The organism is Pseudomonas wadenswilerensis, from assembly GCF_900497695.1.
Lineage (GTDB): Bacteria > Pseudomonadota > Gammaproteobacteria > Pseudomonadales > Pseudomonadaceae > Aquipseudomonas > Aquipseudomonas wadenswilerensis.
Window position 1 is genome coordinate 50,112 of record NZ_UIDD01000004.1, and the last position, 24,864, is coordinate 74,975.

Annotated in this window: 23 protein-coding genes; 11 read left to right on the forward strand and 12 right to left on the reverse strand. The window is 60.1% G+C overall.

What is annotated here, in order from left to right; translation table 11 throughout:
* Window positions 1-74: 74 nt before the first annotated feature.
* The 3 genes from CCOS864_RS05060 to CCOS864_RS05070 all read left to right on the forward strand — a co-directional run bounded on the left by CCOS864_RS05060 (window position 75) and on the right by CCOS864_RS05070 (window position 4,463).
* Window positions 75-809 carry an NYN domain-containing protein gene (locus CCOS864_RS05060; RefSeq protein WP_115085325.1) on the forward strand — a complete coding sequence of 245 codons (735 nt, stop codon included), beginning with the start codon at window positions 75-77 and terminating at the stop codon, window positions 807-809.
* A 1,683-nt stretch (window positions 810-2,492) separates the two neighbouring features.
* The gene (locus CCOS864_RS05065; protein ID WP_115085326.1) at window positions 2,493-3,389 is read left to right on the forward strand and encodes a hypothetical protein; all 897 of its coding nucleotides are present in this window, start codon (window positions 2,493-2,495) and stop codon (window positions 3,387-3,389) included.
* A gap of 552 nt (window positions 3,390-3,941) precedes the next feature.
* Window positions 3,942-4,463 (forward strand): hypothetical protein, encoded by a 522-nt coding sequence (locus CCOS864_RS05070; RefSeq protein WP_115085690.1) that lies wholly within the window; start codon window positions 3,942-3,944, stop codon window positions 4,461-4,463.
* Window positions 4,464-4,529: 66 nt separating this feature from the next.
* Here CCOS864_RS05070 and CCOS864_RS05075 read toward each other — a convergent pair whose 3' ends face one another.
* The 3 genes from CCOS864_RS05075 to CCOS864_RS05085 form a co-directional block, all read right to left on the reverse strand.
* A complete protein-coding gene (locus CCOS864_RS05075; RefSeq protein WP_244211882.1) occupies window positions 4,530-4,898 on the reverse strand; it encodes a YcgJ family protein in 369 nt (122 codons plus the stop codon).
* 63 nt (window positions 4,899-4,961) lie between these two features.
* Complete coding sequence (locus tag CCOS864_RS05080; RefSeq protein ID WP_115085328.1) at window positions 4,962-5,264, reverse strand: DUF3077 domain-containing protein; 303 nt, start codon at window positions 5,262-5,264, stop codon at window positions 4,962-4,964.
* 62 nt (window positions 5,265-5,326) lie between these two features.
* Window positions 5,327-5,554: a hypothetical protein gene (locus CCOS864_RS05085; protein ID WP_115085329.1), complete on the reverse strand. Its 228-nt coding sequence runs from the start codon at window positions 5,552-5,554 to the stop codon at window positions 5,327-5,329.
* Between the two features lie 467 nt (window positions 5,555-6,021).
* Between CCOS864_RS05085 and CCOS864_RS05090 the strand changes: the two genes are divergently transcribed.
* Complete coding sequence (locus CCOS864_RS05090; RefSeq protein WP_115085330.1) at window positions 6,022-6,624, forward strand: transglycosylase SLT domain-containing protein; 603 nt, start codon at window positions 6,022-6,024, stop codon at window positions 6,622-6,624.
* On the opposite strand, the gene CCOS864_RS05095 is transcribed toward CCOS864_RS05090, so the two are convergent.
* Window positions 6,621-7,496 carry an EamA family transporter gene (locus CCOS864_RS05095; RefSeq protein ID WP_115085331.1) on the reverse strand — a complete coding sequence of 292 codons (876 nt, stop codon included), beginning with the start codon at window positions 7,494-7,496 and terminating at the stop codon, window positions 6,621-6,623. The genes CCOS864_RS05090 and CCOS864_RS05095 overlap by 4 nt on opposite strands.
* 95 nt (window positions 7,497-7,591) lie before the next feature.
* Here CCOS864_RS05095 and CCOS864_RS05100 point away from each other — a divergent pair, with 95 nt between their 5' ends.
* The 3 genes from CCOS864_RS05100 to CCOS864_RS05110 all read left to right on the forward strand — a co-directional run bounded on the left by CCOS864_RS05100 (window position 7,592) and on the right by CCOS864_RS05110 (window position 9,505).
* Window positions 7,592-8,368, forward strand: a complete 777-nt coding sequence (locus CCOS864_RS05100; RefSeq protein WP_115085332.1) for an AraC family transcriptional regulator — start codon at window positions 7,592-7,594, stop codon at window positions 8,366-8,368.
* The gene (locus tag CCOS864_RS05105) at window positions 8,365-8,919 is read left to right on the forward strand and encodes a nucleotidyltransferase family protein (protein ID WP_115085333.1); all 555 of its coding nucleotides are present in this window, start codon (window positions 8,365-8,367) and stop codon (window positions 8,917-8,919) included. Before CCOS864_RS05100 ends, CCOS864_RS05105 begins: the two co-directional genes overlap by 4 nt.
* Before the next feature lie 79 nt (window positions 8,920-8,998).
* Window positions 8,999-9,505, forward strand: a complete 507-nt coding sequence (locus CCOS864_RS05110; protein WP_115085334.1) for a hypothetical protein — start codon at window positions 8,999-9,001, stop codon at window positions 9,503-9,505.
* Window positions 9,506-9,508: 3 nt separating this feature from the next.
* On the opposite strand, the gene CCOS864_RS05115 is transcribed toward CCOS864_RS05110, so the two are convergent.
* Both CCOS864_RS05115 and cra read right to left on the reverse strand, forming a co-directional pair.
* Window positions 9,509-10,297 carry a TatD family hydrolase gene (locus CCOS864_RS05115; RefSeq protein WP_115085335.1) on the reverse strand — a complete coding sequence of 263 codons (789 nt, stop codon included), beginning with the start codon at window positions 10,295-10,297 and terminating at the stop codon, window positions 9,509-9,511.
* A 2-nt stretch (window positions 10,298-10,299) separates the two neighbouring features.
* The gene (cra, locus tag CCOS864_RS05120; RefSeq protein ID WP_115085336.1) at window positions 10,300-11,295 is read right to left on the reverse strand and encodes a catabolite repressor/activator; all 996 of its coding nucleotides are present in this window, start codon (window positions 11,293-11,295) and stop codon (window positions 10,300-10,302) included.
* A gap of 1,426 nt (window positions 11,296-12,721) precedes the next feature.
* On the opposite strand from cra, the gene ptsP reads away from it, so the two are divergent.
* From ptsP to CCOS864_RS05135, 3 genes are read left to right on the forward strand one after another with little or no spacing between them, the layout of a single operon-like run.
* Window positions 12,722-15,580 (forward strand): phosphoenolpyruvate--protein phosphotransferase, encoded by a 2,859-nt coding sequence (gene ptsP, locus CCOS864_RS05125; protein WP_115085337.1) that lies wholly within the window; start codon window positions 12,722-12,724, stop codon window positions 15,578-15,580.
* Window positions 15,580-16,530 carry a 1-phosphofructokinase gene (pfkB, locus tag CCOS864_RS05130; protein WP_115085338.1) on the forward strand — a complete coding sequence of 317 codons (951 nt, stop codon included), beginning with the start codon at window positions 15,580-15,582 and terminating at the stop codon, window positions 16,528-16,530. Before ptsP ends, pfkB begins: the two co-directional genes overlap by 1 nt.
* Window positions 16,527-18,263 (forward strand): PTS fructose-like transporter subunit IIB, encoded by a 1,737-nt coding sequence (locus tag CCOS864_RS05135; RefSeq protein ID WP_115085339.1) that lies wholly within the window; start codon window positions 16,527-16,529, stop codon window positions 18,261-18,263. The genes pfkB and CCOS864_RS05135 overlap by 4 nt, the downstream gene beginning before the upstream one ends.
* On the opposite strand, the gene CCOS864_RS05140 is transcribed toward CCOS864_RS05135, so the two are convergent.
* Window positions 18,264-18,494 (reverse strand): DUF3820 family protein, encoded by a 231-nt coding sequence (locus CCOS864_RS05140; RefSeq protein ID WP_115085340.1) that lies wholly within the window; start codon window positions 18,492-18,494, stop codon window positions 18,264-18,266. It lies immediately after the preceding gene.
* Between the two features lie 203 nt (window positions 18,495-18,697).
* On the opposite strand from CCOS864_RS05140, the gene CCOS864_RS05145 reads away from it, so the two are divergent.
* Window positions 18,698-19,174 carry a PA2169 family four-helix-bundle protein gene (locus CCOS864_RS05145; protein ID WP_115085341.1) on the forward strand — a complete coding sequence of 159 codons (477 nt, stop codon included), beginning with the start codon at window positions 18,698-18,700 and terminating at the stop codon, window positions 19,172-19,174.
* On the opposite strand, the gene CCOS864_RS05150 is transcribed toward CCOS864_RS05145, so the two are convergent.
* The 5 genes from CCOS864_RS05150 to CCOS864_RS05170 all read right to left on the reverse strand — a co-directional run bounded on the left by CCOS864_RS05150 (window position 19,171) and on the right by CCOS864_RS05170 (window position 24,862).
* Window positions 19,171-20,664, reverse strand: coding sequence for a GGDEF domain-containing protein (locus CCOS864_RS05150; RefSeq protein ID WP_115085691.1), 1,494 nt, complete (start codon window positions 20,662-20,664; stop codon window positions 19,171-19,173). The two genes, CCOS864_RS05145 and CCOS864_RS05150, sit on opposite strands and share 4 nt — an antisense overlap.
* Before the next feature lie 194 nt (window positions 20,665-20,858).
* Entirely contained in the window at window positions 20,859-22,190 is a 1,332-nt protein-coding gene (locus tag CCOS864_RS05155; RefSeq protein ID WP_115085342.1) for an OprD family porin, read from the reverse strand.
* Between the two features lie 206 nt (window positions 22,191-22,396).
* The gene (locus tag CCOS864_RS05160; protein ID WP_115085343.1) at window positions 22,397-22,612 is read right to left on the reverse strand and encodes a hypothetical protein; all 216 of its coding nucleotides are present in this window, start codon (window positions 22,610-22,612) and stop codon (window positions 22,397-22,399) included.
* Window positions 22,613-22,830: 218 nt separating this feature from the next.
* Window positions 22,831-24,213 (reverse strand): heavy metal sensor histidine kinase, encoded by a 1,383-nt coding sequence (locus tag CCOS864_RS05165; protein WP_115085344.1) that lies wholly within the window; start codon window positions 24,211-24,213, stop codon window positions 22,831-22,833.
* On the reverse strand, window positions 24,188-24,862 hold the full coding sequence (locus tag CCOS864_RS05170; protein WP_115085345.1) for a heavy metal response regulator transcription factor: 675 nt from the start codon (window positions 24,860-24,862) through the stop codon (window positions 24,188-24,190). The genes CCOS864_RS05165 and CCOS864_RS05170 overlap by 26 nt, the downstream gene beginning before the upstream one ends.
* Between the last annotated feature and the right edge of the window lie 2 nt (window positions 24,863-24,864).

A 24,864-nucleotide genomic window follows, 5' to 3' on the forward strand; every position in this document is an offset into this window, starting at 1 on the left:
CCCAAGGCTGTAAGCCGTCCATCCCATCCAGGACGTGCCGACCCCTTGGGCGTTCTGCTATCTGGAGGAAGCGAATGCCGACGGCGGTGCTGGTTGATGGTGCGTACTTCATCAAAAGGTTTCGACGGATTGAGCCCCAGAATGCGTATAACGCCGAGCGAGCAGCTGACCTTGTGCATCGCTGGGCAATCGCGCATCTGAGTAATCCAGCCCCAAAAAATGGTGGGGGTGTACAGGAGCGCCCAACGAGGAATCATCGAAAAGAGCTGTACCGGATTTTCTTTTACGACTGCCCTCCGCTCGACATAAAACATCACAACCCGGTATCTAAGCGCGCAATAGATTTTTCCAAGTCCAAAGAGGCAGTGTTCCGCAAGGAACTTCACAATCGACTTCGCAGTAAGCGAAAAGTGGCGTTGCGGTTAGGGCATCTGTCCAAGGATGTGAAGTGGACAATTAAGCCTGAGAAAATTGCACTGTTGCTCAAAGGCAAACTTCAAATTGGCGACCTCACTGAAGATGATGTCAGCATGGAGACCCGACAAAAGGGGGTGGATATGCGCATCGGGGTGGATGTGGCCTCACTCTCGTTCAAGAAGCAGGTCGATCAAATCGTGTTGATTGCCGGCGACGCTGACTTCGTGCCAGCCGCCAAAATGGCAAGGCGGGAAGGGATCGATTTCATTCTTGATCCAATGTGGCAGACCATTCCCGATGGTCTAATGGAGCACATCGACGGGCTTAGATCGACATGCCCTAAGCCCATATTGAAGCCTCGGGCGGAATTGGCGCCCTCTCAAGAGGACTGACAATGGAGTTTCCTTTCAGGGTTTAGCTTGACTCGCTCAACACTGGCAGGAAGTGGGCGCATAGAACCGCGCTTGACATGGGTACTTCTCGTTTTAGGTATACGTTTAGGTATACGGATGACGAATCCATATGTCATACCCCTTGATTTTATTGGTCTACAGATGCCTGATTCGATTCCTGTCTCCGCACCAGACATCAGGCTTGCAGCGATGCAGGCCTTTTTTGTGTCCGGAAAAAAGCGATGTCTCAATTGCTTGGTGTAAAAAACTGCCCAAAGCCGGTGGTTTGACCATTCACGGCAAATCTTCGAACATGAGCACCGAGGGCTGCAAGCGCGCATTTTTGGGCATGGCTTGCCAGTAATTGGCCCCCCGAATCTAGCAGCAGTGAAACTGGCACTCACTGGCGTATGGACAGTCGATAGGCCCCACCATACGGCCGATTATTCGACTGCGTTCTGAACTTATGGATCGTAGATCCGGAAACTAAAGAATCGCTGCGACTTCAGCCGTAGTAACATCCGAAGGCGACCCCATCAGGTCGCCTTTTCTTTTGCCCAATTGTCCATGATTTTGCCGACTCTCGGACTGAATACCTAGTAACTCTATTGGAGGATCATTCTTATGTATCTGTTGACTTCGCTAAGTGACATGTTGCGTCTATTGAATTCGCAATCTAGAAAATCGCCCTCATCACCCCTTTCGTTATTTTCAAAAGACGAGCGAATGAAATAATTACAATGATTTTCATAAAGGTAATAATGAAGCTCGCCAAATAAGTCCAGAAAGTTAACATCATAAAAGCATTCTGAAATTCGCTCCGACTCATGGTGTGATGCTCGCTTAGTCGAACCGTCGGAGTAGGTGAACAATTTTTCAAGATGGTTTAAAGCACTTTGTTCTATGCGCTCAAGCTCGGATCTAGATATGTTATCCCTGCACTTAAATGCGCAAAATAGATGGTAGCCAGGACTCTCTGAACTAGATGATCTGCTAGTGAGATCTCCCATGGTTATCCCAACTTTGGCAAATTGACTATCTCTAGTGTTAGTGCCGAGATACAGCCATTTTGTTGTTGATTCAAAATTTAATTTTGATTGATTGTGAATGTATTCCATTTTATAGCAGGCGAATGGATCAAGCTCTAAGTCATACTCTCTTTTTGTTCTTTTCAACTCTATTCTCTCAAGTTAAATTAATTGGATGGGGTTTGATATTTATGGCCGGAATTTACCATTGCTATGCTACCGATTCAATTGTCACAGTCCTGGGCCTTGAAGACCTGCGTGGCCTGCCGTTCACGTGTGCCATAGTCGCTTTCTTTTAATATTTTGGTCAAGGCAGGAGGGGCCGCGCGTGAGTGGATTCGGTATCTGGATGCCACCCATTCGGGTGATTTGTCCGGGAGATGCACAGCATATGGATAGTTGCCTTCTACTCATACCAGACTCTCGGCAGGGCCTGCATCCGACCTGAAGCAATCATTCGGAAGCTACTAGAATTCGCGGTGGAATCAACGTTAAACCCAATGACATGGCGAACGCCAATTTGATAGCATCCCCACGGTGTCAGTGCTTTTGAGTCTGGTGCAGATATACGCCTATTGAGAATAGTAAATACGCTCAAAAATTAAAACTTTTAAAAGTGCAATTTTTTTGGTGTGCAGATGTTTCGGGGTGGGAAATGAAATTTGATTTCGGTGATCTGTATAAGTTTGTGGTTTCTGCCGGCCTGGCGTTAGTTGGCATGAGCATATTGTCAGTATGGCTTATATTCAAAGAGCCTTTCGATCTTAATGTGAAAGAATCAGATCTGCTGCTGCTAACTCCTGTCGCTCAGGAGGTTATTAAATACCGCCAGCACGTTGTCGGGCTATTGGTTGCTTTCTCGATGTGGGCAATTCCTATTACTGCGTTTGCCGGCTTTTGTTTGTCAGTTTGGGGGCTGCAAAAATGGAAACAACAGCAGTCTATAGTTGATGAGCTTGCAGAACTAGGGCTTGAGGAGAAGAAAGTTGCCATTAGGCCAAAGACAGACGATGAGATAGCCCTGTCAGACCAGTCCGAGGGCGTGATTTGCGATGTACAAGTTGCTAGATCGGCTAATGCACGCTTGCAGCGACCTAGTTATATTGATAAGGCGTTAGTTAAGAAGCTCCATTATTATCTTCCGGTCGAATACAAGGTTGATCCAAATATGTTGATCTCTGGTGCAGAGGTTGACTTTGTGTTAACAAGCTCGCACTGGCTGCATAAGGATTATCTGATTGAAGTAAAATACATACGGAAGGGGTTTAATTTGGGTTGGCTTTCCCAGGTGGCGCTCAAGCTAAGAACAGCGTCTGTTTTATATTCGAATGTAACAAATAGAATCCCCAATACCTGCTTATTGATTGTTGTAGCTGATTCTGCATGGAATGCAGAGAAGTATGCAGACCTGAAGGACCGCTTTTTTAGTGCATACCCTAAGCGGGCTGCAAAACATAGAATTTCAATCATGAGTGAGAGCCGATTTGAGGGCATAACGTCGGAGGCTATGTCTTTGGAAATGGGGCTTCCTATAAAAAATGCTAACACATGAGGTGGCAGTTGATTGTTTTTCCATATGTCTTTTGAAGAATCAGAGAAAACATCTTCTGTTTATTGACAGCCTTTAGCCAGGTGTTGCCTAGAGCTAAGCGGCTCTCTTGGCCGATGTCTGCCGGTGCCGAGTGGCCGCAAAGGGGCGATAGCGACTGGTCGCGATCAATATCAGCCAGGCGACGCGGGAGTAGTTTTCATTTGAGCCCAAAAAATTCCCGATTCGGTTCCACGGAAAGCCATAACTAGCTGAATTGTTTATAGATACCCTATGGGGTACATCAAAAAAACCACCTAACTCCAGGCCGCGAGAAACGTGACGTTACGACCAACAACCGTCCGTCTGTCTCCACACCAAATATCTAATTTCTGGCTGCCTAAGACCTCTACGAAATGCCCAACAAGGCCCGCCTTGTGCGGGCTTTGTTGTTTCCGGCTTCTCCTGATGTCTTGTTGCCTATCTGCTGGTCCAAGGGATAAATAGGGACATCCAGGTGGTACCATCGATGAGTATTGCGGATAATGGAAACCATGGAGTCATGGAGTGTCCAGTGTGAAAAAGTGGAAGTCAGCTTTAGCCGGTATAGTGTCGCTGGCTCTCGCAGCCTGTGAGCAAGCACCCCCTTATGAGTTCGAGGGCACGTATTTCATAACTGAAGGTGAAGACTGCACTATTCCGACAAGTGCGGAAGACAATGAGAATTATTTTTTGGAAATAGCCAGGCAGGTTCACAATGGAAGCTTGTCGTACTCCGCTAAGCTTCCATCAGCTGCAAAGGCTGAAATGCCTATTACTAGCGTGCAAAGCGCTTCGCCAACCAGCGATAATGAACTAACTTTCAATTTCACTCACGCTAAGGTGCCCGGCGCCGTGCCGGGGGGCTCAAAGATGAGCTTCGAAATCTCTGTAGTGCCGAATAAAAATAAGGAAAACCATCTATGGCTGACCAAACAAAAGGCCATCATGGTTCGGGACGAGAAAGTATCCGAGTACGACGTTCTCGATAATTTGAGAAGATTTTTCGAGCTCGGGAAGGCAGGGGCTTGCTTGAGAAAAGGAACAGTGGAAGGCTGAGTACAGCAGGGAGGCGGTCTTGGCGAGGATAACCAGACGCGCTCAACCTCGCCCGCCACCTTTCGGTTATTCGCCAAACAGCGCCTTGGTGTATTTTTTGGAGACCGCTCCGGATCGCTTCCCGTCCGCGCCGTAGTAGCGATCTTCGCGACATAGCCGCTCTTTCACGTCGCAGAATATCCCGTTGGCGAAGGTGAATTCGCTCAGGTCGACGTCACTCGATGTGAATACGTCGGTCGCAGCTGCCTTCTTGCCTAGATACTTTTCCGTCAGCGCGCGGGAGATGCCTTTGTCATTGGCGCACACGTAACGGTCGCAGAGCACGCCCGACACTGGCGTTTTCAGTACGGCTCGCTGTTTGGCCTGTGCGGGCATCACGCCCACCGCCAGCAGCAGCGCCAAAGAAAACGAAAGATGTGATTTATTCATACTCATTGGACTTCGTTCAGTGGGTTTCAGATTTACGCAAGCCACGGCGCAGCAGGTTAGCAGACCATGTTAAGGCAAAGAGGTTTCTACGAGACCAGGCGATTCATTCGCCGTAGCCAAATCCTCAACCAACGCCTTCGCCATCCCACTCAGAAAATGAGCCGCACAAGCCATCGCCTCATCCTCTTCAAGCATCACCTGATGAGTCAGCTTATTCACGCACCCCATCAACAAAGCCGCTTGCTCCAGCACAAAACCCGCACTATGCCCTGGCTCAACCCGAAACAGTCGTTCAGTGGTCTTCCCGCTTGGGCCTTCGCCGAACGTACCAACACCTATCGTTTTCAGAACTGAAGCATGATCATCGTTCATCCATACCTCCCAAAGCAGGCAGCCAGCCCTGCCAAAGCAACACTGGCGCTCGCCTGAAAAACTCAGTGCTTCAACTGAACCTTGCTCAAAGCCACTTCAACCAAGCTTCGGGCGTGTTCAATCTCATGCATGGTCGCCAAGGTCAGTACTTGCTCAGGTGGCCTGGGATGGAGCAGCACTGTCTGCTGAGCAATAGTCAGCGCACGGACCAAGTATCCGGAAGTCTGGACGAGAAGGTCTTCAAGGGATTGGTTGGGATGATGCGGAGGATCTGGGACGATTTTTAACATGGTGTCTCCCCGGTGAATGGAGCCGCCACGAATCTGCTGTCAAACAAATGGGTGGCAACTGTACGCGGGTTGACAGACCGAACACCGGAGAACTCGGCGCACACGAAGGTGCCCCACGTACAATCGCCATGAAGGCTTGCACATGTCCACGGTGTAGTCGGCCTGTCAAAACCGGTCGTTGAATTGCCAACGACCGGCCGAGACTAGAGTCCTACCGGGACCACTGCAATGCTTTGAAAGCGGCAAAAGTATGATTGGGAAATGGACTACATGGAATCAGGAAATTCTGAAGATTTCCGCCGCTAAAGTACCGTTCTCATGACTATTCGTTACAAATCCACAACACCTCTCTGGTGACCCTGCCATCACCCACGCCATCATAGGAGGTCACCGCAACCTGGCCCGTCCAGGCGCTGCGTTATATACGAAGGGCAACTAACGCCCTCTTTTTTCTGCTGGGGCGATGGATGAAACAAGGGCGAGTGTGGGCGCTGATGTTGATGGTTGCGGTCTTGTCGGGCTGCGCCACGGCGCCGCCGAGGGATCAGAACAATCTGTGCAATATCTACCGCGAGTACCCGGACTGGTACGAAGATTCGCTGAAGATGCAGCAGCAGTTTGGCACGCCGCAACATGTGGCGATGGCGATCATGAAACAGGAAAGCAGTTTCGTCTCCGATGCGCTGCCGCCCCGCGATTACTTGCTGTGGGTAATTCCGTGGGGGCGGGTGAGTTCGGCCTACGGTTATGCACAGGCCCAGGACCCGGTCTGGGGTGAGTACAAATCCGGTACCGGCAATGGCGGTTCGCGCGATAACTTCGATGACGCGGTCATGTTCATTGGCTGGTACACCGCTGGCACCCAGCGGCAGTTGGGGATTTCCAAGTGGGATGTCTACAACCAGTACCTGGCCTATCACGAAGGGCGCGGCGGTTTTAGTCGTGGGACTTATCGCAGCAAGCCGTGGCTGATGCAGGTGGCGCGCAAGGTAGAGGCGCAGTCGCGGCTCTACGGTGCCCAGCTCAAGGCGTGTCGCCAGGAGCTGGAGGATGATCGCGGCTGGTTCTAATTTGCACGGCGCAGCAGGGGACGGGTCTTGATCAGGCCCGCTGCAAGGGCGGCCAGAATCAAGGCAATGGCAATGCCTTCGTCCCGGTCGATGTGATGGCCGAGCAGGAGGATGGAGCCGGCGATGCCGAAAATCGGGATCAGCAACGACAGCGGCGCAACGGTTGAAACCGGGTACTCGCGCAACAACAGGTTCCAGCCCCAGTAACAGAAGTGCGTCGCCGCGTAGACCTGGAACAACAGCGATAACAGCGCGACACCCTCAACATGGCTGGCCAGGGCGGTGAATGGCGCGCTGCCCTGGCTGAGCCAGGTGAGCAGCAGCAAGGGGATCGGCGGGAACAGGCTGGCCCACACCACAAAGGCAAACATCTCACGCACTTTCGAGCGTTTGATGATGACGTTGCCCAGGCTCCAGCTGAAGGCGCTGACCAGCAATACGCTGTACCCCGCGGTCGTTGCCTGGCCGGGGCTGTTGGCGATAATGCAGATCAAGCCCAGGGCGGCGAGTACCACGCCAACGCACTGGCCAAGGCTCATGCCTTCGCGAAACAGCAGCACGCCCCAGCCCAAGGTGAAGAAGGCACTGAACTGGATCAGCAGGGCAGCGGTGCCGGGTGGTACGCCCAGGCTGATCCCCAGGTTGATCAGTGCCCACATCGCCACGCCGAAGATCAAGCCGTAGGCGGCCAGCCAGCCCAGGGCCACGGGCGGGCGTTTGATCAAGAACACCCAGGGCAGGGCGGCGAGGGTAAAGCGCAGGGCGGTGAGCAACAGCGGGTCGATCTCGGCCAGGGCCAGTTTGCTGATGGGGAAGTTCAGGCCCCAGATGGCTGTCACCAACACGGCGAGCAGCAGGTGTTTTCGTTGCATGGTGTTGTTATCCACAGGCGGGCAGGGTGCAACTATGCGCAATGCGGCTGCTGGCCCGCTTGCGCTATCGGGTCGTAGGTCGTTAGATTCGGGCCATGATTGAAATTGACCCGTCTGAACACATTCCCCGCGACGCGGTGGTGACCGCCGTTGACTATGCCGATGGTCATCACTTCGCCCTGCACACCCACCAGCGCGGGCAGTTCGCCTATGCGGCCTGTGGGGTGATCACCGTGTTCACGCGCCAGGGCAACTGGGTGGTGCCGCCGCAACGGGCCATCTGGGTGCCGGCGCAGGTGCCCCATGAGATGGTCATGAGCGGGCCGGTGACCATGCTCAACACCTACATCAGCAACGAGGCGGCGGCGCGTTTGGGGTTGCCGGGGTTGTGTCAGGTGTTCGATGTGTCGGCGTTTTTGCGCCAGTTGCTGATCCAGGCTGCGGATGTGCCGGCGCTGTATGCGCAAGAACAGCGCGACGGTCATTTGATGTCGTTGCTGCTGCACGAAATCGCCAGCATGGCGCCGTTGTCGCTGAATGCGCCGCTGCCGGATGATCCGCGCCTGGCCCAGGCTTGCCAGCGGCTGTTGCAACAACCGTCGCTTGAAGTGAGCATCGATGACATGGCCCGGCAGGTGGGCAGGAGCCGGCGCACGTTCACCCGGCTGTTTCGTCAGCAAACCGGTATCAGCTTTGTCGAATGGCGCCAGCAGGCATGCCTGTTGGCGGCGGTGGTGCGCCTGGGCAATGGCGAGTCGATCACCCGGGTGGCGGTGGACCTGGGCTATGGCAGCCCGAGTGCGTTCACCAGTGTGTTTCGCAAGGTGCTGGGAGCGGCGCCGAGTCGGTATTTCAGCAAGGAAGCGCTATGAACCATGAAGCACAGGTGCAGCAGATTATCTCGACCGATGCACGCCGATGGCAGGTGCTTGAGGTGGTCCGGCGCCTGGACCTGCCGGACTGCTGGATCGGTGCGGGATTTGTGCGTAATGCGGTGTGGGATCACCTGCACGGTCGTACGCCGTCAGCGCTGACCGGGGATGTGGATGTCATCTGGTTTGATCCCGCTCGGGCAGACGCTGGCGAAGACCAACGCCTGGAAGCGACGTTGCGCGAGCTGGCCCCAGGCATCGACTGGTCGGTAAAAAACCAGGCGCGCATGCACAGTCGCAACGGCGATGCGCCCTACGGTTCATCCGCCGAAGCGATGTCCTTCTGGTGTGAAACGGCTACCGCCATTGCGGTACGGCGTACTGCAGAAGATGAATGTGAAGTGTCGGCGCCTTTGGGGTTATATGACCTGTTCGAGCTGTTGCTCAGGCCGAGCCGGCGCTTTGTGGTGGAGAAGCGGTCGGTCTATGAAGAGCGGATTGTGGCCAAGGCGTGGTTGAGTAAATGGCCAAGGTTGCGGTGTGTTGGTTAAACCTAGCTGTCTGCGTTTGACAGTTCATGTCTGAATGACATCATTGCTGCCCTAAAGGTGTTTTTAGTAAGGATTTCGCATGACGTGGAAAGGTCGATTTTGGACCGAGTTCTGGGCTGTATTACTGTTGGGTTGCCTGCCAGTAGCGTTCAGTTATTGGTACGGAAACGTTGCGGAACTTACGAAGACGATGGATAGCTTGCTGAGCTCGGGGTTCATCGCCAACTATTCCATTGCGCTGTCTTTGGTGTTTTTTGCAGTTGCCGCTATCGAGAGATTTTTATGGAAGCGCACAGAGGCAAGCCGCAGCTTTTGGGCGTTTGTGAGTGATGTTTTTACTGAAGTGGGCACAGGTTTGATCGTGTTCTTACGGCTCGGTGTTGGAGCGATGATCGCATTTCCGACGCTGTGGTTTTTCGTTGAGCCGGAGTCATTCGAGCTCAAGAAGGTGGTTCACTTCTATATGGGGGGTGTCTTTACTTTCTTTGTAACGTTGCTGGTTTCGTATGGGTATGAGTACGTCAAAATCAAATGGCGTCGTAGGCCTTGGATAGATTCATCCTTGAGCCGCAGCGCGAGCCCGTGAAGCTCAAGAAGTCAGCGGCCAACCAAACAACTCACAAGCATTGCCCGTACTCGCCTCAGCCAACCGCTCAACCTCAATCCCCATGATCCCAGCCAGCGCCTGGGCAATCTGCGGCAGATGCTCCGGGCTGTTGCGCACGCCCGGGAACATCACCGGCGCCATGTCCGGCGCGTCGGTTTCCAGCACCACGCTGTCCAGCGGCAACTGCGGCAGCACCTTGTGCAAGCGCAGCGCCTGCGGCCAGGTCGCGGCGCCACCAAGGCCGAGCTTGAAGCCGAGCTTGTGATACTCGCGCGCCTCTTCAACGCTGCCGGCAAAGGCGTGGATGATGCCGCCGCGCTTGAGCTTGTAGCGCTTGAGCGTGGCGATCACCACGGCATGGCTGCGGCGCACGTGCAGCAGGGCGGGCAGGTTGCAGTCAACGGCCAGTTGCAGCTGGGCTTCGAACAGCGCCTGCTGGCGCTCGCGGTCGAGTTCGGGCAGGTAGTAATCCAGGCCGAACTCGCCGACGGCGCACAGCTGGCGCTCACCCTGCAGGCGGGTCAGCCAGTCGCCCAGTTCGGTCAGGTGTTCGGGGCGGTGCTGGTCGAGGTACACCGGATGCAGGCCGAACGCCGCGTACAGCTGCGTGTCGCTGCGCACCAGGTCCCAGACCCGCTGCCAATTGCTTTGATACACCCCCAGCACCACCATGCGCTCGACCCCGCCGGCCCGGGCATTGGCCAGCAGGGCCGGGCGGTCGGGGTCGAAGTCTGGAAAATCCAGATGGGTGTGGGTGTCGATCAGGCGCATGGTCAGGCCGGGAAGATTCGCTGTTTGAAGGTTCGACCGATGGCGTGCACGCCGGGTTCGTATTGCTTTTGTTCAACAGCGGCGAGGGCCAGTTTGAGCGCGGTTTCGGCGATCAAGCCGTGTTGCTGGGCCATGGCATTGACCGGCAGCGGCAAGAAGTCCAGCAACTGGTTGTCACCGAAAGTGCCCAGTTGCAGGCTGCGCGAGTCGGCCGGGCGTGCTTGCAGCACGTCGAACACGCCTTGCAGCAGCACGTAGGAGGTGGTCACCAGGGCGTCGGGCAGGCGGCCGAGTTCTTCGATCAGTTGGTTCATCAGGCGCTGGCCGCACTCGCGGCTGAAGGCTTCGCCTTGCAGGCGGCTGATCTTGCCGTTGAAGCCTTCCAGGGCCTGGTCGAAGCCGCCGGCGCGGGCCTGGCTGACGCTGAGCTCCGGGCGGGCGCCGATCAGGGCGATGTGCGCGGGTTTGGTGGCCAGCAGGCTGCGGGTCAGTTGCTGGCTGGCGTTGCGGTCGTCGCTGACGATCGAGCAGAAGTGTGCCGGGTCCAGGCTACGGTCGATGGCGATGATCGGCAGGCCCTTGGCTTGCAGTTCGCGGTAGCTGTCGTCTTCCGGCGGCAGGCAGCTGGCGACGAACAGCGCGTCGCAACGGCGGGCGCGGAACAGTTGCTGGAGCTGGCGCTCGCTCTCGGGCTGGTCGTCGCTGCTGGCGATCAGCAGTTGGTAGCCCTGGGCCCGGGCGCGTTGCTCCAGTTGCTTGGCGATGCGTGCGTAGCTGGGGTTTTCCAGGTCGGGGAGGATGAACCCCAGGGTACGCGTGTGCCGGCTGCGCAAACCTGCAGCCTGGGGGTTGGGGGTAAAGCCATGGGCTTCGACCACCGCCCGCACCCGCTCGACAGTGCTGTTGCTGATGCGTTGCTGTTCGGCCTTGCCATTGATGACGTAGCTGGCGGTGGTGACGGACACACCGGCCAGACGCGCGATATCGCTGAGTTTCACCGCATTTTCCTTGTTATTACCGAGACTGGCTGCAGAGCCTGACCGGGTATTGTCGCCGATCCTGTGAGGGCGGCGCAGACGACCATTGTCGCAATTGTCCGACAATATGGGCAATGTTGTTCACATCGGTGTGAGCAACTGTCATTGGCAGGTAGCCAGCATATCAGGCGGTGCCTGGGTTACGACCGCTTCGCGCTCGATCGCCGGCAAGGCCAGCTCCCACAGAGTTGGCGCAGTACCTGTGGGAACTGGTTTGCCAGCGATGAGGCCAGTGCAGCCAACAAAGTAGGTGGCGCTTGGGTTACGACCGCTTCGCGCTCGATCGCCGGCAAGTCCAGCTCCCACAGAGTTGGCGCAGTACTTGTGGGAGCTGGCTTGCCAGCGATGAGGCCAGTGCAGCCAATAAAGTAGGTGGCGCTTGGGTTGCGACCGCTTCGCGCTCGATCGCCGGCAAGTCCAGCTCCCACAGAGTTAGCGCAGTACCTGTGGGAGCTGGCTTGCCAGCGATGAGGCCAGTGCAGCCAACAAAGTAGGTGGCGCTTGGGTTACGACCGCTTCGCGCTCGATCGCTGGCAAGTCCAGCTCCCACAGAGTTGGCGCAGTACCTGTGGGAGCTGGCTTGCCAGCGATGAGGCCAGTGCAGCCAGTAAAGTAGGTGGCGCTTGGGTTACGACCGCTTCGCGCTTGATCGCTGGCAAGTCCAGCTCCCACAGAGTTGGCGCAGTACCTGTGGGAGCTGGCTTGCCAGCGATGAGGCCAGTGCAGCCAATAAAGTAGGTGGCGCTTGGGTTGCGACCACTTCGCGCTTGATCGCCGGCAAGGCCAGCTCCCACAGCGTTGGCGCAGTACCTGTGGGAGCTGGCTTGCCAGCGATGAGGCCAGTGCAGCCAACAAAGTAGGTGGCACTTGGGTTGCGACCGCTTCGCGCTCGATCGCCGGCAAGGCCAGCTCCCACAGAGTTGGCGCAGTACCTGTGGGAGCCGGCTTGCCGGCGATGAGGCCAGTGCAGCCAACAAAGTAGGTGGCGCTTGGGTTACGACCGCTTCGCGCTCGATCGCCGGCAAGTCCAGATCCCACAGAGTTGGCGCAGTACCTGTGGGAGCTGGCTTGCCAGCGATGAGGCCAGTGCAGCCAACAAAGTAGGTGGCGCTTGGGTTACGACCGCTTCGCGCTCGATCGCCGGCAAGGCCAGCTCCCACAGAGTTGGCGCAGTACCTGTGGGAGCGGTGCAGCTCCAGCAATACGACAAGCAGGGCTTCATTGATCGCACATTATCGAGTAACGTGCTCGTGAATCTAGATTAAACGTTTCAGCAGGCGATTTTCTGCCGATCCATTCGCCTGGACAGGGCCATTGCAACTGGCCTTACGCTGAACAATTCACAACAATACCTCAGCACCCACCTGGTGCTGCAAAGGAGAAGGTCATGCTCGAGCTCACCGTGGAGCAGATATCCATGGGCCAATCGGCTGTGGATAAGTCGGCGGCGCTGCACCTGTTGGCCGAGCGCCTGGTCAGCGATGGCCTGGTTGCCGACGGCTATCTGGCCGGCCTGCAAGCCCGCGAAGCGCAAGGCTCGACCTTCCTCGGCCAAGGTATTGCCATCCCCCACGGCACCCCCGAAACCCGCGAGCTGGTACATGCCACCGGCGTGCGCCTGCTGCAGTTTCCCGAAGGCGTGGACTGGGGCGATGGCCAGATCGTCTACCTGGCCATCGGCATCGCCGCGCGCTCCGATGAGCACCTGCGCCTGCTGCAACTGCTGACCCGCGCCCTGGGCGAGACCGACCTGGCCGAAGCCCTGCGTCGCGCCAGTTCCGCCGAAGCCTTGCTCAAGTTGCTGCAAGGCGCGCCGCAAGAGCTGGCCCTGGATGCGCAGATGATCGGCCTGGGCGTGCCCGCCGAAGATTTTGACGAGCTGGTGTGGCGCGCCGCGCGCCTGCTGACCCGCGCAGAATGCGTTGGCGGCGGCTTTGCCGGGGTGTTGCAGCAGGTTGATCCGCTGCCGCTGGGCGAGGGCCTGTGGTGGCTGCACAGCGAGCAGGCGGTGCGCCAGCCGGGCCTGGCCTTCGTCACCCCGCAACAGCCGCTGCGCCACAACGGCCAGCCGGTGCATGGCCTGTTCTGCCTGGCCAGCCTCGGCGCTGCGCATCAGGCCTTGCTTGAGCGCCTGTGCACGCTGTTGATCGAAGGCCGCGGCCAGGAGCTGTGCCGCGCCACCAACAGCCGCACCGTACTGGAAGTGCTGGGCGGCGAGTTGCCCGCCGACTGGCCGAGCGCGCGTATCGGCCTTGCCAACGCCCTCGGCCTGCATGCGCGCCCGGCCAAGGAGCTGGCGCAACTGGCGAAAAATTTTGCAGGCGAGATTCGCCTGCGCCTGGTCGACAGCGCCCAGCCCGCGGTGTCGGCCAAGAGCCTGAGCAAGCTGCTCAGCCTCGGCGCACGGCGTGGGCAGATTCTGGAAATCATCGCTGAACCAGCCATTGCCAACGATGCCTTGCCTGCGCTGCTGGCCGCGATTGAAGCGGGCCTGGGCGAAGAGGTGGAGGCGCTGGCGCCCGTCGTCGAGGCGCTCATCGAGGTGATGGCTGAGCCTGAACTTGTCGCGCCCGTAGCCGGTGCGCTGATCCAGGGCGTTGCCGCCGCACCGGGCATTGCCAGTGGCCCGGCGCATATCCAGATATTGCGCGAGTTCGACTACCCGTTGCGCGGTGAGTCGCTGCCCATCGAGCGGCAACGCCTGCAGCAAGCGCTGGCCAATGTGAACCACGAAATCGAAGCGCTGACCCAGCGCAGCCCGGCCAAGGCCATCCGCGAGATTTTCGTCACCCACCAGGAGATGCTCGCCGACCCGGACCTCAGCGACGAAGTCGACCAGCGCCTGCGCCAGGGCGAAAGCGCGGCGGCGGCGTGGATGGCGGTGATCGATGCCGCCGCGCGCCAACAGGAAGCCTTGCATGATGCGCTGCTCGCCGAGCGCGCCGCCGACCTGCGCGATATCGGTCGGCGGGTATTGGCCCAACTGTGTGGCGAAGCCGACGTGCCGGCGCCGGAGCAGCCTTATGTGCTGGTGATGGAGGAGGTCGGCCCGTCGGATGTGGCGCGACTCGACCCGCAACGGGTGGCCGGGATTCTTACCGCCCGTGGCGGCGCCACCGCCCACAGTGCCATCGTCGCCCGCGCCCTGGGTATCCCTGCCGTCGTTGGCGCTGGCGATGCCGTGCTGCTGATTGCCCCGGGCACGCCGCTGCTGCTCGACGGCCAACGCGGTCGCCTGACCGTGGCGCCAGCCGCTGACGAACTCGAACGTGCCCTGGCCGAACGTGACCGTCGCGAGCAACGCCTGCAAGCCGCCAAGGCCCGGCGTCTGGAGCCGGCGATCACCCGCGACGGCCATGCCATCGAGGTGTTCGCCAATATCGGTGAAAGCGCCGGGATCGAAGCGGTGGTTGATCAAGGCGCCGAAGGCGTCGGCCTGCTGCGCACCGAACTGATTTTCATGGCCCACCAGCAAGCCCCCGACGAAGCCGTGCAAGAGGCCGAATATCGCCGCGTGCTCGATGGCCTCGCCGGTCGGCCGCTGGTGGTGCGCACCCTCGATGTCGGTGGCGACAAGCCGTTGCCCTACTGGCCGATCGCCAAGGAAGAAAACCCTTTCCTCGGCGTGCGCGGCATTCGCCTGACCCTGCAACGCCCGCACGTGATGGAAAGCCAGCTGCGTGCCCTGCTGCGCGCCGCCGGCGACCGGCCGCTGCGGATCATGTTCCCGATGGTCGGCCAGCTCGAAGAGTGGCGCCAGGCCCGGGCCATGGTCGAGCGCCTGCGCGAGGAAATCGCCGTCAGCGACCTGCAGCTGGGGATCATGATCGAGGTGCCGTCGGCCGCCTTGCTGGCGCCGGTACTCGCCCAGGAAGTGGACTTCTTCAGCATCGGTACCAACGACCTGACCCAGTACACCCTGGCCATCGACCGCGGCCACCCGAGCCTCTCGGCGCAAGCCGACGGCCTGCACCCGGCGGTGCTGCAGTTGATCGACATCACCGTGCGCGCCGCCCATGCCCATGGCAAGTGGGTCGGGGTGTGCGGCGAGCTGGCGGCCGATCCGCAGGCGGTGGCGCTGTTGCTCGGCCTTGGCGTCGATGAGCTGAGCGTTGCGGCAAGGAGCATTGCCGAGGTGAAAGCCGAAGTACGTGAACTGAATTTTGAACATGCCCGGCAGCTGGCGCGCCAAGCGTTGCTGCAGGGCAGTGCCGGCGCAGTGCGGGCACTGGTGGAGACCCGTTGATGGCCAAGATACTGACCCTGACCCTGAACCCGGCGCTGGACCTCACCGTCAGCCTCGACAGCCTGCAGGCAGGTCAGGTCAACCGCAGCCAGGCGCAGCACAGCCACGCCGCCGGCAAGGGCCTGAACGTTGCCCAGGTGCTGGCCGACCTCGGCCATAGCGTGACCGTGGGCGGCTTTCTCGGCCGCGACAACCTGGCGCCGTTCGAGGCCCTGATCGCCCGCCGTGGCTTTGCCGATTGTTTCGTGCGGGTGGCAGGCGAAACCCGTTGCAACATCAAACTGGTCGAAGCCAGTGGCCAGGTCACCGATATCAACGGCCCCGGCCCGCAGGTCGATGAGCAAGCGCGCCTGGAACTGCTGACCCGCCTGGAGCAGATCGCCCCCGGCCACGCTGCGGTGGTGGTCGCCGGCAGCTTGCCGCGGGGCATCAGCCCGCAGTGGCTGCAGATGCTTCTGGCCCGGCTCAAGGCCATGGGCCTGAAAGTGGCCCTGGACAGCAGCGGCGAAGCCTTGCGTGCCGGGCTTGCCTGCGCACCGTGGCTGGTCAAGCCGAACACCGACGAGCTGGGTGAAGTGCTGGGCAGCGCTGTGCATGACTTTGCCGAACAGCAGCAGGCGGCGACCCGCCTGATCGGCCAGGGCGTCGAGCATGTGGTGGTGTCCCAGGGCGAGCAGGGGGTCAACTGGTTCCGCCAGGGCAGCACCCTCGGCGCCGTGCCGCCCAAAGTCAAGGTAGCCAGTACCGTCGGTGCCGGTGACTCGCTGCTGGCGGGCATGGTCCATGGCTTGCTGAGCGCCGATAGCCCTGCGCAAACCCTGCGCCGGGCCACGGCGATTGCCGCCCAGGCGGTGACCCAGATCGGCTTCGGTATTAACGACCGGGCGCAACTGGCGCAGCTGGAAAGCCAGGTGCAGCTGACAGAAGAACAACAAGAGGGTTGCAGATGAACATTGCCATCGTCACCGCCTGCCCCAATGGCCAGGTGTCCAGTGTGCTCAGCGCGCGTCTGCTGGCAGCGACAGCCCAGCGCCAGGGCTGGAGCACCAGCGTCGAAGTGCACGACCCGCAGCAACCCGAACGCCAATTATCCGAAGCCGCGATTGCCGCCGCCGACTGGGTGCTGGTGATCAACACCGGCCCACTGGACCTGCGCCGTTTCGCCGGCAAGCGCCTGTACCAGAGCACCCCGGCGCAAGCCCTGACGGAGGTGGAAAATTTTCTGCGTGAAGCGGCCGACAAGGCTGTGGTCTATCAGCCCGAAGCCGAGCAGGTAGCAGCCCCTGTCGAGCGCAGCGCCAAAGTCGTCGCGGTCACCGCCTGCCCGACTGGCGTCGCCCATACCTTCATGGCCGCCGAAGCCCTGCAGCAGGCGGCGCAGCAACTGGGCTACCAGCTCAGCGTCGAGACCCAGGGCTCGGTGGGCGCGCGTAACCCCTTGTCGGCAGCGGCCATTGCCGAAGCCGATGTGGTGTTGCTGGCCGCCGATATCGAGGTGCCCACTGCGCGGTTTGCCGGTAAGCGCATCTACCGCTGCGGCACCGGCGTGGCCCTCAAGCAGGCCCAGGCCACGCTGAAGAAAGCCCTGGCCGAAGGCCGCGAAGAAGCTGCCGTGCAAGGCGACAGCGCAGCCCCGGCCCGCAGCGAAAAAACTGGCGTGTACAAGCACCTGCTCACCGGCGTGTCGTTCATGCTGCCGATGGTGGTGGCCGGTGGCTTGCTGATCGCGCTGTCGTTCGTCTTCGGTATCGAAGCCTACAAGGAGCCCGGCACACTGCCTGCCGCCTTGATGCAGATTGGCGGTGACGCGGCCTTCAAACTGATGGTGCCGTTGCTGGCCGGTTACATCGCCTATTCGATTGCCGACCGCCCAGGGCTGGCGCCGGGGATGATTGGTGGCTTGCTGGCCAGCACCCTGGGCGCGGGTTTTATCGGCGGGATCGTCGCAGGCTTTCTCGCCGGTTACAGCGCCAAGGCCATCAGCCGCTGGGCGCGCCTGCCCAGCAGCCTCGAAGCACTCAAGCCGATCCTGATCATCCCGCTGCTGGCCAGCCTGTTCACTGGCCTGGTGATGATCTACGTGGTCGGCAAACCGGTGGCCGGCATGCTCGAAGGCCTGACCCATTTTCTCGACAGCATGGGCACTACCAACGCGATTCTGCTTGGGGTGTTGCTGGGCGGGATGATGTGCGTCGACCTGGGCGGGCCGATCAACAAGGCGGCCTATGCGTTCTCGGTCGGGCTGTTGGCTTCGCAGAGTTATGCACCGATGGCCGCGACCATGGCTGCGGGCATGGTGCCGCCGATTGGCCTGGGCATCGCCAGCTTCATTGCCCGGCGCAAGTTCGCCCAGAGCGAGCGCGAAGCCGGCAAGGCGGCGCTGGTGCTGGGCCTGTGCTTCATTTCCGAGGGGGCGATTCCGTTTGCCGCCAAGGACCCGCTGCGGGTGATCCCGGCCAGTGTCGTCGGCGGCGCGCTGACCGGCGCCTTGTCGATGTATTTTGGCTGCAAGCTGATGGCGCCCCATGGCGGCCTGTTCGTCATGCTGATCCCCAATGCGATCAACCATGCCTTGCTGTATCTGCTGGCGATCGTCGCCGGTAGCCTGCTGACGGCGCTGGTGTATGCAGTGCTCAAGCGCGGCGAAGGGGTGGAGCTGGCGGTGCAGCCGGCCAAGGCCTGATCAGTTGCGCGGGCGCGGGTGCTTCTTGCGCAGGGGTACCAGCAGGTCGCTCAGGCCGTTGTGATCGACCTCGTGCATCAGCGCCAGCAGGCCACCGAGCTCGCCCTTGGGAAAGCCCTGGCGGGCGAACCAGTTGAGGTAATCACCAGGCAGGTCGGCGATCAGCCGGCCCTGGTACTTGCCGTAGGGCATTTCACGGGTGACCAGCAGGACGAGGGCTTCCGGGTTCATGGCAACGCTGTTCTTTGAAAGGATGAGGCCAACATACATGCAATCTGCATGAAGGCCAAAGGACAGTTCATGCAGAACGCGTGGAAGTCATAAGTTCATTTAATTTCAAGTCATTGAAAGTAAACGATATTTTCTCAATTATCAGGCTGGCACGAACCCTGCTCCGATCTATTGCATCTTCCCTCATGCAAAGGAGCAATGTCATGACTACCCCCAACAAAGAAGTCGTCTCGGTTCTCAACGAACTGATCGAGTTCAGCAAGGATGGCGAAAAGGGTTTCAAAACCTCTGCCGAGGATGTGAAGAATCCCCAGCTGAAAAGCTACTTCATCCAGCGTGCTGGCGAATGCGGTACCGCTGCCGCGGAACTGCAGCAGCAAGTGCGCAGCCTCGGTGGCGATCCGGAAACCTCTACCAGTGTCAGCGGTGACCTGCACCGTGGCTGGGTCAACCTGAAGTCGATGCTCACCGGCAAGGATGAAGCCGCAGTGCTCAACGAAGTCGAGCGCGGCGAGGACCATGCCCTGAAAGCCTACAAGGACGCCCTGGAAAAACTGGCCCGCCTCAACACCCTGCCAAGCAGTGAGGTCTATGCCCTGGTTGAGCGTCAGTACCATGGCGTGCAGCGCAACCATGACCAGGTCAAGGCCCTGCGCAACGAGGCTCGCGCCCGCTCTTAAGCGGCGGCTTCGACCCGGTTGCGACCGTTGCCCTTGGCACGGTAAAGCGCCTCATCGGCAGCGCCCAGCAAGGTCTGAAGATCTTGCTGGGTGCCTGGCGTGTGGCAACCGATGCCGATGCTCACGGTGACCGGCGCCGTGTCATCGCCAAACGGCGGCAGCGCTTCGACTGCCGCGCGAATACGCTCAGCCAACAACCGCGCCCCTGCCAGTTCGGTCTCCGGCAACACCACCAGAAACTCCTCGCCACCGTAGCGCGCGGCCAGGTCGGCCGGGCGGCGGATGCTGCTGGCTATTGTTGTGGCCACTTGGCGCAAGGCGGCATCACCGCCCGGATGACCATGGCGATCGTTGAACGCCTTGAAGTGATCGACATCGACCATCAGCACTGCCAGCGGCCGGGCATTGCGCTGGCTGCGTGCCCATTCCTGGCGCAGTACCTGGTCCAGGCGCCGGCGATTGGCGAGGCCAGTCAGGCTGTCGGTGGCGGCGAGGGCGGCCAGGCCTTGTTCGGCGCTCTGCCGGCGGCGCAATTCGCGGCCCAGCAGCAAGGTCAGCCAGAGAATGCCGATGCACAGCACACCGGTGGCCACGCTGACCAGCAAGGCCGTGCGCCGCCACGACTCGAAGACTTCGTCGGCGGAGTGGGCGACGATAACGATCAGCGGCAAGTCGCCGACCCGGGCAAAAGTAAACAGCCGTTCTTTGCCGGTGCGGGTGGAGATGCCGGCAAAGGTGCCGCTGACATCCGCGCGCATGCGCTGAAAATTCGGCCGGTCGCTGTAGTTCTGGCCGATGCGCGGTTCGTCGGGCGTGCCCGGCTGGCGCACCAGCAGGGCGCCATCGGTGTTCATCAGGTTGATGCTGCTGTCGCTGCCGATATCCAGACGCTGGAACAGCGTGCTGAAGTACGACAGGCGCAAGGCGCCGGCAGCAACCCCGAGAAACTCACCGTTGGGCCCGGAAATGCGCCGGCTGAAGCTGATGCACCAGTCCAGGTCGCCCAGCCGCGCCTTGAATGGCTGGCCAATCAGCAGGCCCAGGTTGGGGTTGTTGCGGTGCTGCAGGAAGTCTTTGCTGTCGGCGAAATTGGCCTGGCGCGGGATGGCGCTGGTGGAGTCGGCGACTACATTGCCCTTGGCATCGAGCCAGAGGATATCGCCGCGTACCGGTGCGGTAACGGCCTGGTTGAAGAGAATCTGTTGGCGTAGCTCGGCGGGCACGGCGAGCAGTTCCGGGCGCTGTACGGCCCAGATCAGGCCTTGCAGCGAGAGGTCATAGAGTTCGACATTGCGCACGATGTCGCTTTCGATCAGCTGCACGATGTTGCTGGCCGAGCGTGCGGCGGCCTGTTCGACGCTGCTGCGTTCGCGCATCAACAGGAAGGTGACGATGGCAACGATGGCGAGCACCGCGAGGCAACTGCCCAGATTGAGGATCAGCTCCGGATGAGACTTGTACAGGGCGGATCGCTGGGATCGGGTGGGCAACGTCATGGTCACTGATGCCGAAGACCGTCTGGAAAGTGCGGTATTACTGCGCGGCGGCCGTATTCTAGGGGCCTGGGGATTGTCGGACAAGGATTTAATCGTGTCGTCTGACGAATGCAGGAGCGGGCTTGCCCGGCGATTGCAATGGGCCAGGCACATCGTATCGCGAGTCAAGCTCGCTCCTGCATTGCCGATCAGAAAATGTTCAGCGGGTAGTCAACGATCACCCGGTACTCATCGACATCGTTGTCGATATGCGAGTAGCCCTGGGTGCCACGGTGCGAGGCCCAGCGCAGCAGCACCGAAAGGTCCTTGAGCTGGCCTTCCTGGAATACGTACCGCAGGTCGACGTCGCGTTCCCAGTGCTGGGCGTTCTCGCCGTCGGCGTTGTACCAGTGGCCGTAGCCGACGCTATTGGGGTCGACCTTGCTCATGTCCAGCTCACCGCGCGAGTAGGACACCACCGAGCTCAGGCCCGGGATCCCGGCACCGGCGAAGTCATAGGCGTACTTGAGCTTCCACGAGCGCTCGTTGGGGCCGTTGAAGTCCGAGTAGATCTGCGAGTTGTCCAGGAAGATGCTGTCACCCTGGTTGATGTAGTCGAACGGCGTGTTGCCGTTGACCCGCTGGTACACCGCGGTAAGGCTGTTGTAGCCGACGTTGACGGTGAAATGCAGGCTGTAGGTGTTGTTGTCGATGTGCCCGAGCAGCGCCTGACCGGTGTCCTGGGTGTGATAGAAGTGCAGGCCGGGGTTGAGGCTGACCAGCTCGTTGACCTGCCAGGTGTAGTCAACGTCGAAGTAGTACTGGTTCCAGATGTCCTCGAGCTCGGCGGCATACAGGCTCGAGGTCAGGTTTGGCACGCCGCTCCAGGCCACGCCGGCCCAGTTCAGGTGGCGGCTGTCGCGCTCGTCCTGCAACTTGCTGTAGAAGGTGTTGATGCGCCGATGGCCGCTCTGGTTGTAAGGCTTGGTGAAGCTGGCCTGGCCGGCTTCGAGCATCACCCCGTCAAAGCTGTTGTTGGTGACGCTGACGCCGCGGAAGGTCTGCGGCAGCATGCGCGACTCGCCCCCGGCGATCACCGGGTTGGTGAGGAACAGGTCGCCGGCCTTGAGCACGGTGTCAAACGCCTTGAGCTTGAGCGCAGCACCGGCGGTGGAGAACGAATCATGGGCCTTGCCCGGTTCGCCATCACCCTTGGTGTTGATCGGCAAAATGCTCGAGCCCGAGGTACCGCCGCCGCCGTCGAGTTTCAGCCCGAGCATGGCGTAGGCATCGAGGCCGAACCCGACCGTGCCCGGGGTGTAGCCCGATTCGAACTTGCCGAGAAAACCCTGACCCCATTCGCGGTTGTCACGCACACCTGGCAGCAGCTGGTTACGGTTCAGGTAGTAGTTGCGTGCGTGCACGTTGAGGCTCGACCCTTCGATAAAACCTTCGGCCTTTTCCTCGTCGGCCTGGGCGGTGAAGGGCATCGTTGCAGCCAATGCAACGAACAGCGGGGTGAAGCGTAAAGCAGTGTTCACCGGTGTGGACTCCTTGAGGTGAATGTACGGCAGTTTTTATTGTGCGAAAGACGGTCTTGTCATGAACAAACGAGCCAGCGCGCTGGCACTTTTCGACACACGAAAAAAAAGCCGCTGATCGGCAGCGGCTTTGAAAGACAACCGCACAGGCGCTCAAGTCACCTGTGCGGCCATCGAGGGAGTCGAAGGGGTGGAACGTGGGCCGATCAGCTTTCGGAGGCGTCACTCGCATCAGCCTTGGAAGCGGTCTGTTCCAGGCTTTGCGCCTGCTCGGACTTCTGTGCGGCGATGGCTTCCTGGAGGACGGCGGCACGCTCGGCATTTCGGGCAACAAAGGCCTGGGATTCTTCAGCCATGGCCAGTGGCGACAGCAACAGGGACGACAGGACGAATACGCTGGCAACACCCATACTGTTGGACATTTGCAACAACCTTCTTGCTTGGCAAGAGTGAATTAGGTCTGAGTAAATTAGTCGGAAATGGGTGGGGGAAACAGTGACTTTTGGGATAAGCACTGTTGCGTCAAAGGTAATAGTTGACCGGGGGCTGCTTTCGCAGCCCATCGCTGGCAAGGCCAGCTCCCACAGGAGTGGCGTGCACCGATCTATTGTGGGAGCCGGCTTTGCCGGCGATGAGGCCCTCAAGCCGGCAACAAGATCCCGAAGGTATTGGCCCCCGCCTGGCTGCGCACAAACACACTGCCGCCGTGCATCAGCGCAATCGCCTTGACGATCGCCAGGCCCAGCCCGTGGTTGCCACTGCCACTGTTGCTGCGCGCCGCATCCACCCGGTAGAAGCGCTCGAACAGCATCGCCAGGTGCTCCTCGCCAATCGCCGGCCCCGGGTTGCTCACGGCGATACTCACTTGGCCATCCTGCTCCTCGATGCGCACCTGGATCACCTGCTCGGGCAGGGTGTGCTGCACCGCGTTGTTCAGCAGGTTGATCAGCGCCCGGCGCAACTGGGCCTTTTCGATCCGCGCCTGGGCATCGCCACTGACCTGCACGCGGATGTGCGCGTCTTCGAGGATGTAATCCAGGTAGTCGAGAGTGGTCGCCACTTCTTCGGCAAGCGAGGTGGAGGTCAGCGCCGTGGCCTTGCTGCCCTGGTCGGCGCTGGCGAGGAACAGCATGTCGTTGATGATGCTGCGCAGGCGCTCCAGTTCCTCGAGGTTCGATTGCAGCACCTCGAAGTAGTGCTCGGCACTGCGCCCACGGGTCAGGGCCACCTGGGTCTGGCCGATCAGGTTGGTTAATGGCGAGCGCAGTTCATGGGCGACGTCGGCGTTGAAGGCTTCCAGGCGGCTGTAGGCCAGGTCGACGCGCTCCAGGGTCGAGTTGAAGGCGCTGGCGAACTGCGCCAGCTCCGGCGCCAGGTCGGCCAGTTGCAGGCGCCCGCTCAGGCGCGGTGGCGCCAGCTTCTGGGCTTCGGCCGAGAGCGCCAGCAGCGGCCGCAGGCCAACCCGCGCGACCCAGTAACCGAGCAACGAGGCCAGCACCACGCCGAACACCGACAGGCTGATGATTGCCACCAGCAAGGTGTGCTGGGTGTGCCAGAAGGTCTCGGTGTCGATGCCAATCAAAAAGCGCAGGGCCGGCCGCGTGCCCATGGCCGGCAGTTCGCTGACCAGCACCTTGTACGGATAGGGGCTGCCGGCCAGGTGCAGGTCGCGCATGCCCAGCGGGCCCTGGGCGAAGTTGCGGAGGCTGGCGTCGGGTTGGCCGTATTCGAACGGGCTGGCGCCGCTCACCACCCAGAAGCGGATGCGCCGGTCTTCTTCGCTGAGCAGGTTGAGCTTGTTGGTGATCTTCAGCCAGTGCTCGCGGGTGTCGTAGCGGGTCAGCGATGACTCCAGCACGCTGAAGCGCGCTTCAAGCTCTGCGGTGGGCAGCAGGTCGAGGCTGCGGTCGACCTGCTTGTACAGCGCCGTGCCGATCAGCAGGAACACGCCCAGCGCGACCAGGGTGAACAGCGCGCTCAGGCGCAGGGCGATGGAGTTAGTCGGCACGGTTTTCCAGAACATAGCCCATGCCCCTTATGGTGTGCAGCAGTTTGGTTTCGAAAGGGCCGTCGAGCTTGGCGCGCAGGCGCTTGATCGCTACCTCGACGACGTTGGCGTCGCTGTCGAAATTGATATCCCAGACCAGCTCGGCGATGGCCGTCTTGGACAGGATTTCACCGTGCCGCCGGGCCAGCACGCTGAGCAACGAGAACTCCTTGGCGGTCAGCTCCAGGCGTTGCCCGGCGCGGCTGGCCTTGCGGCTGATAAGGTCGACCCAGAGGTCGGCGACCTGGATCTGCACCGGCTCATGGGCGCCGCCGCGACGGGTCAGGGCCTGCAGGCGGGCGACCAGTTCAAGGAAGGAAAACGGCTTGCCCAGGTAGTCGTCGGCGCCTTCGCGCAGGCCATGAATGCGGTCTTCGACCCGCTCGCGGGCGGTGAGCATGATCACCGGCGTCTGCTTGCGCGCGCGCAGGGCGCGCAGCACGCCGTAACCGTCGAGGCCCGGGAGCATCACATCGAGGACGATCACCGCGTAGTCACCTTCCAACGCCATGTGCAGGCCATCGATACCGTCGCGCGCCAGGTCTACGGTAAAGCCTTGCTCGCTCAGGCCGCGGTGCAGGTAGTCGGCGGTTTTTGCTTCATCTTCGATAATCAGCACACGCATGA

Excerpts from the sequence above, each read along its gene's own strand:
- CCOS864_RS05065 (WP_115085326.1), top strand. The coding sequence starts at position 2,493 with ATGAAATTTGATTTCGGTGATCTGTATAAGTTTGTGGTTTCTGCCGGC.
- CCOS864_RS05090 (WP_115085330.1), top strand. The coding sequence starts at position 6,022 with ATGAAACAAGGGCGAGTGTGGGCGCTGATGTTGATGGTTGCGGTCTTG.
- CCOS864_RS05135 (WP_115085339.1), top strand. The coding sequence starts at position 16,527 with ATGAACATTGCCATCGTCACCGCCTGCCCCAATGGCCAGGTGTCCAGT.
- CCOS864_RS05110 (WP_115085334.1), top strand. The coding sequence starts at position 8,999 with ATGACGTGGAAAGGTCGATTTTGGACCGAGTTCTGGGCTGTATTACTG.
- CCOS864_RS05075 (WP_244211882.1), bottom strand. The coding sequence starts at position 4,898 with ATGAGTATGAATAAATCACATCTTTCGTTTTCTTTGGCGCTGCTGCTG.
- CCOS864_RS05085 (WP_115085329.1), bottom strand. The coding sequence starts at position 5,554 with ATGTTAAAAATCGTCCCAGATCCTCCGCATCATCCCAACCAATCCCTT.
- CCOS864_RS05100 (WP_115085332.1), top strand. The coding sequence starts at position 7,592 with ATGATTGAAATTGACCCGTCTGAACACATTCCCCGCGACGCGGTGGTG.
- ptsP (WP_115085337.1), top strand. The coding sequence starts at position 12,722 with ATGCTCGAGCTCACCGTGGAGCAGATATCCATGGGCCAATCGGCTGTG.
- CCOS864_RS05060 (WP_115085325.1), top strand. The coding sequence starts at position 75 with ATGCCGACGGCGGTGCTGGTTGATGGTGCGTACTTCATCAAAAGGTTT.
- CCOS864_RS05080 (WP_115085328.1), bottom strand. The coding sequence starts at position 5,264 with ATGAACGATGATCATGCTTCAGTTCTGAAAACGATAGGTGTTGGTACG.
- CCOS864_RS05105 (WP_115085333.1), top strand. The coding sequence starts at position 8,365 with ATGAACCATGAAGCACAGGTGCAGCAGATTATCTCGACCGATGCACGC.
- CCOS864_RS05170 (WP_115085345.1), bottom strand. The coding sequence starts at position 24,862 with ATGCGTGTGCTGATTATCGAAGATGAAGCAAAAACCGCCGACTACCTG.
- CCOS864_RS05140 (WP_115085340.1), bottom strand. The coding sequence starts at position 18,494 with ATGAACCCGGAAGCCCTCGTCCTGCTGGTCACCCGTGAAATGCCCTAC.
- CCOS864_RS05115 (WP_115085335.1), bottom strand. The coding sequence starts at position 10,297 with ATGCGCCTGATCGACACCCACACCCATCTGGATTTTCCAGACTTCGAC.
- pfkB (WP_115085338.1), top strand. The coding sequence starts at position 15,580 with ATGGCCAAGATACTGACCCTGACCCTGAACCCGGCGCTGGACCTCACC.
- CCOS864_RS05145 (WP_115085341.1), top strand. The coding sequence starts at position 18,698 with ATGACTACCCCCAACAAAGAAGTCGTCTCGGTTCTCAACGAACTGATC.
- CCOS864_RS05160 (WP_115085343.1), bottom strand. The coding sequence starts at position 22,612 with ATGTCCAACAGTATGGGTGTTGCCAGCGTATTCGTCCTGTCGTCCCTG.
- CCOS864_RS05095 (WP_115085331.1), bottom strand. The coding sequence starts at position 7,496 with ATGCAACGAAAACACCTGCTGCTCGCCGTGTTGGTGACAGCCATCTGG.
- CCOS864_RS05165 (WP_115085344.1), bottom strand. The coding sequence starts at position 24,213 with ATGTTCTGGAAAACCGTGCCGACTAACTCCATCGCCCTGCGCCTGAGC.